Origin of the sequence: Roseobacter sinensis, assembly GCF_025755255.1 — a bacterium.
In the GTDB taxonomy this organism is placed as follows: Bacteria; Pseudomonadota; Alphaproteobacteria; order Rhodobacterales; family Rhodobacteraceae; genus Roseobacter; species Roseobacter sinensis.
The window spans coordinates 1-5,960 of sequence record NZ_JALIEB010000048.1 but is presented as its reverse complement, the minus strand read 5'-3'; the positions used below and the strand labels follow the sequence as shown (position 1 = coordinate 5,960).

Sequence of the window (5,960 nt, the reverse complement as noted above, 5' to 3'; positions counted from 1 at the left end):
CGGACACACGTCTGCATCTGACAAGTGCCAATCAGCCTCAAAAAAACGTCTTGCTATGCAGGAGCTTTCCACACACGCCGTTCGCCGCGAGTGCGAAATCCGACGGCAATCGAGCTCTCAGTCTGCGGGACCAACTGAACATTGCGCTGACACAGCAATTTTTCTTCAGACATACGAGCAAGCGAAGCACTGCTATCTCGCGGTCGCAGCATCGGTCGCGATTTCGGTTATTCGAAAACTCCCATTCGCTTCAAACTAAGGCCGAACCTTCGCCGTAGCTGGATCCGCAATCTCAGAGGCGGACAAAGCAATCATTCGTATGCATGGCCTCAACTGACGCAGCATAATCTCGCCAGTACGGCATCGTTGCCACCCTGCTGGATAAAGTGCAGAAAGCGCTTGGTTTCTCTCCACAGACCGACTGGATCGTGTCAACGACTTGTAAGACACTCATGTTCTGTGTATTGTGAATAACCCGCGCTGGTGAAAACGCGGATCACTCGTTTGCAAACTGGTTTTGCTGCCATTTTAGTTGAGCGAGACGAATACTCTGGCTACCAAGACCTCAAGAACGACGTTTTGCGCCCCGGATGATTAGACCGACACCAAGCCCTGACATCAGTACAAGCCCGGACGCTGGAAAGGGAATCGGTGCGGAAATGGGGCGTACAACTTCATAGGTAGTGTTGTTGGCGCCATTGAAGTCGAAACGGACAATGCTTTGAATAGAACTCGCCTGTTGGCCAAGCGCAGATCGATCCAGAGTTTCAAACTCGATCAAAGCGCCCGAAAGCAAAAACTCCGTTGGCAGGTTTTGGACGAACCCGATGATCGAGTAGTTCGGCGAGCTGTAGTCGACTTCAATCTGACCTCTCGATGACAGGACAAAAAGCAAACACCGCGGGTCGATGGAAACTGGGAGGATGTGAACCACGCAACCGCAGCGTTTGCCCCTGCGCCACTCCGCTCAAGGTTTAGCGGGTGGGCTCTGGACCTATTCTGCAGCCATCGCCCCTGCTCCACGCCCCAATCCACCCAGCGATGAAGGGCCTTTGCTGCGCAGCGCCTCCAAAATCTTCTGAACGCGCGCGGCATCTACGCTGCCGTCCGACGATTGTTTTGCGATATCAGCCAGAATGCTGCTGATCCGAACGCCTCTGTTTGCCCGGTACTTCCCGGGTTTGGACGGGTCCGGGATCGCCATGTGATGGATGGCCGTCAGTTGCCATTCCTCGTTCAATACCGGCGAGCCAGAAGATCCCGGCATCGTATCCGTCACGTAGTATAGGTACTCTCGTGCACGTCCGACGACAACGTTTTCCCGCAGTGACACCTTTTTATAGTCACCGCTTGGGTGCTGGATAATGTTAACGAACTCTTTCTTCAGGGCCTTGCCGGACAGCGGTAGAAGTTCAATGAACCCGAATGTATCTAGCTGTGTTCCTTCGGTTGAGGCTGGTTCGACCTGCACGATCGAATAGTCGAGCCCCACTGAAGTCAGGAACACATCACCGCGCAAACGGAAATGTGACGGTGAGACAGGCGCGCCATCCTCACCATACTGATAATTGAATAGAGCGATGGAACCTTCAGCCATCTCTCGCGAGGACAGGACATGATTGTTGGTCATCAGCAGACCGCCCCCAATCAGGAATCCTGTCCCGTAGCTTGCGCCGCCACCAGGACGACGCGCATGAATCCTCGCAACCGCGTGGCCTACACGTGCGCCGCGCGGCAATACGAAGAACTCGTCAAAATTGTTTTCGCCAATTGTAGCTTCAAAGCTCTGACCAGCAGGCTTAAGGCTGTAGTCTAGACGGTTTTGCACCAACTCCGCGGGTTCCGGTTGGTCATAGGCCTGCACCAGTTCAGTTAATTCGCGCTGTGCCTCGGCTATGTCAGTCTGATTGCGCGGGCCGCGCTGTCTTTCCGATTTTGGTGGATGCACGGTCTGCGCTGCATTCAGACGTAACGCATCATAAAGCGAAATCGACGCAGGGGCGATCACACCGCGCGTATCGACATCACGGCTCTCGGGCGAAACAACCGTCAGATCCTCTGTGCGTCCCGTAATCTGACGAATTTGAGTGATCATCTCCTCCGCACAGCGCCCATACCCCTCCGAAGTTGGATGCAACTCATCCTCCCAGCTTTGCGGATCGGGCCCAACCTTTCCACGCAGATCGACATAGTGCACTGCCTTGCCTTTGTTTTGCGAGAATATTACGAGTTCCTGATTGAAGCGGTCCAAAACGTATTTGACGATCTCCTGCCCAATCTCCAATGGAATACCCTTTTCGGCCAACGGGCGTCCCAACCAGCCTCCTCCCTTGCGCGGTATGACATGATCATAGCCGTGAAGAAAAATTTGTAGATCAGGCTTTGCGCCCAGGGCGGTGGAAACGATATGCTCGTAAGCGCCCATCACACGGCCAATCCCTTGCTTCAGACGATCGTGGTCCAGCAAAGCTTCAGCGGGTGCACCTTCCCGATAGGGAAGCAAGAGATGTCTAAAGCGACCAGACCCCAGAACGTCGTTGCCTGCCCCAGAGAGCAAAAAGACGTCTGGTTGTTGATCGCGGATGGCCGCAATGTATTCGCCATTGAGCGCCATGTTCGAAACCAGATCGCCAGGCGCGCTCAAGGAATAGACTGGAAACGCCTTGGCAACATGATCGATAATGTCGCGTAGAAAGACGGGGTACTGATACCAGCTATCGCCTTCTTCCAAGACCCGCAAACGGTTCGGATTGTCCTCAATGGCGCGCGCATACCGGGCATTGCGTAATCGCCGCGACATGCGTGTAACGGCATCGATGACCCCCTGCCCTTCCGGGACGGGTTCTGTTCCCATTCGCAACTGACGCAAAACAACAGGGGCTTGAAATGGCATCGCGACATCAGCCTGTTCGTCCAAACGCGCATGCTTTTCAAGTAGGCTTTCCGCCTCTTCGAACTGCTCGTTTTTTAGCATACGCTCGAAGGTTTTCCTAAATTCGTCAAAGGTCATTTGTTCTTCCTCCTAGTCAAAAAAAGGTCATTCAATTGGTTGAATTCAGTTGCTGGCAAGCCTGTCGGTTGGCTTGAAAGCCGCCGGCAGATTGCAAATGTCGACTTCCACGGCGCGCGCCGAGATTCCCGCCATATGTGGCAAGCGTTCGCCCACGCCAAATGCGAGAATGTGCAGATCCCGCTCAGTTCTTGCGGTTTGGTCAAGGCGCGTTGGATCCACGCCGGGCTGTTTCAGCAATCTTTGCAGTACCCGGCGCTTGACCCACTCGGCCCGGCTTTCTGAGATACGCAGGTTTGTCTCCGGCTGCCCCGTATAGCTCGCGCCGCCTTGCAAAATCACTAGGGTTGGTAAGTCCTTGCGCTCTTCCAGAAAGGTCACAAGCTGCTGCAAGGCAACAGCATCTCCGCCCGATGTTCGACCTTCCGCAAAGTCTACAAAGAAGGATGCAATCGGTTGGTCTTTTTGGCACGCACGCAAGTCTGCGCGACGCCCATTCCGCAGAACATCCGACATCAAGCCTGCTGGCCGCGTTGTGACACCATCCTCGATCAGACTGGCCATGTTGCCTGGTAAATCCGCAGCGCCCCACCGACCACGATTGCCACCTGCACGACCAGTGGGCGTTTGCAGCAAAGGTATGTCAAAGAGTGCTAACGGATCAGCCTCTGACACACGCGGTCCGAAAGTCTTACCCTCTATAAGGGCACGAGTGGCCGTGTGTTGATCATCCAAGGCTTTCAATCTTCCGTTCAACTGCGCCATACCCGTCCGCGCAATCCGATCGCGCCCCGATTTGGTTTGCAAACTTGTGATCTTGGGCATCATGGTGTCATGCTCGGTCTTTAGCTCCCGCAGCGTCTTTTCAGTCGCCTCGAGCGCAGTCTGCAGCTCCTTCACGTCTTGACCAACCAGGCCAGCGAAATCGCGCAGATCCTCACGAAGACCGGACTGTTCTGCGATGACACGCGAAAAGTCGCGTGTCCTCTGTCCTTCCATCACCGAAAAGCGCTCATTCAGCACGGTGAGCCCATCTGACATCTGACCGATACGCGCCCAAACCGATCCAAGCCGCTCCACGTTTTCGTCAAGGCTTGCCGTTTGCTCTGCCCATTCCGTCAACCGCGTATCCATTGAACGCTGTTGTGCTTTCAGCTCCTGAAGTGTTTCCCAGACCGATCCGAGCCGATCCACGTCCCCATCAAGGCGCTTCAGCCGCTGTTCGGATTGTTCCATAGCCGAATGCAGGTCCGAGATGCGGCCATCAAGGTCAGCTTTCTCGCCTTCAAAAAAACCGGTCCGGTTGACCGTCACTTCTCCAATCTGAACATCTGTCGCAGGCACCACCGAGGGCCGAGCATGTGGCGCCTTGGCAACAACTGCTTTGCCCGCACCTTCAAAGGCAAACTCCAGTATAGCCGAACGCTTCACCAGCAGACGCGCAGCGGCATCCTCGACGGGCGCCACAAGCGCCCAATCCCCGAACTTTCCAAGATAGAACAACGGCCGCGTTCGGAACGTATTCCCTTCCGACGCCTGTTCCGCCACGAGATGGCTCGCCGCATTTTCTGACCGCGCCACCAGCAAGGTGCCCACCTGAGCCTTTGGCACTGTTGCCAAACGCCAAGCTACTGGAATTGTCTCCAACGACCAGAGACGTTCAGGCCACAGAGGGTACTCCAGTCCTGGCGCACCAGGAACGCGAATACCTGTCTGGACCACCCTTGCACTGAATGCCTCAAGATCTTTCGAATAGGTCGTACTTGCCTGGTCCAGTTCCGCCTTGTGCAGCCTCTGCCCTGCATAGCTGAACAACCCTGCCAGGATCACCACGCTCAAAAGCACCCCGAACCGGATCGTGCTGTCTCGCATCGGATGGGCTGATTGTTCTACCCGCCAAAACAGAAGCGCCACAGTCCGCAAACAGCCCCGCACCCAAACCTGGACGCGCATGAAGCGCCGCCAGATCGCCGTGACTGCCGCCTCATAGCGCCCCCGCGCCTCATCCCGCCGTAGCTCGTATTTGGGCCAATTCCGTCGCGCCCACTGTTGAATGCGGTTCGGCGATTCATTCCAGGGCGACCGCATCAGCATCCAGGCCGCAGGCGACATGAAGCGCAGCTCCAAGTACCCGCGATTTGCAAAATTCGTCCCGAATAGCGCTAGACGCGACAGTACATAGCCGAGCACGAGGCAACTCAAAGCAGCCATCAATAACAACGTCGCCACGACGAGAACGATAAACACACCCATCACAGCTGCTCCGAGGTTGGCGACCAGGGCTGCAGCCACATCAAATCCGGTCATCCCGATATCTGCTGGCACCCCCAAAACCCGCATCCGCGCAAGTTCTAGCACCCCCAGAACCAGCACTAACAAAACCGCCAGGCTTTTCCATTCAATTGCATAAATGCCGATCCCGAAATAGGGTGGCGCTGTCTTCGCCTTATCGTCATTGCTCATTGCAATACCCCCATAAAATCCACGCCCAAGAAGCGGGCTGATTCAAAGGGTGCGCAATTAGCGTGATTCTTCCGTGAATGGAGAATTCACAGGTCTTTATCGCCTTAGATCAACATCTGATGTCTAGCAGCTTGTTTCGACATCGAGGACACTCGGATTGTCTAGCCCCCAGTTTCAGGACCACTAATTTAGGGTTTGTCTGATAAGGTGAGCCGCCCCCCTTTGTCGGACCACCCTGCTGGAGATTTTCCGGGGTTATGAGCTCAGGACGGTTCTTCGAGCCATGAGCCATTCATCAGCGAGATCGGTGGTTTGTTTCCGATCTCGCTGCGGGAGGCGTACTTCGTTGTAGTCTCTTCGCCAGTCCTCCATTTTCGTCTGGGCATCGTCAAGGCTCATGAACCAATGAGCGTTCAGGCATTCGGTCTTAGGTAGCAAATGCACCAAGCGATTGACTATGCCCATGAATGAGAACAATATATGAACA

General features: G+C 55.1%; 3 protein-coding genes and 1 pseudogene. All 4 read right to left on the bottom strand.

The annotated features are described in order from the left end of the window. Nucleotides 1–565 precede the first annotated feature (565 nt). Complete coding sequence (locus tag MUB52_RS23730) at nucleotides 566–934, bottom strand: hypothetical protein (RefSeq protein WP_263846637.1); 369 nt, start codon at nucleotides 932–934, stop codon at nucleotides 566–568. A gap of 60 nt (nucleotides 935–994) precedes the next feature. After that, nucleotides 995–3,010: a trypsin-like peptidase domain-containing protein gene (locus MUB52_RS23725; protein ID WP_263846636.1), complete on the bottom strand. Its 2,016-nt coding sequence runs from the start codon at nucleotides 3,008–3,010 to the stop codon at nucleotides 995–997. A gap of 45 nt (nucleotides 3,011–3,055) precedes the next feature. Further along, nucleotides 3,056–5,473, bottom strand: a complete 2,418-nt coding sequence (locus tag MUB52_RS23720) for an OmpA family protein (RefSeq protein ID WP_263846635.1) — start codon at nucleotides 5,471–5,473, stop codon at nucleotides 3,056–3,058. A 263-nt stretch (nucleotides 5,474–5,736) separates the two neighbouring features. After that, nucleotides 5,737–5,960 (bottom strand): annotated as a pseudogene (locus tag MUB52_RS23715) (integrase core domain-containing protein); the annotation flags it as partial.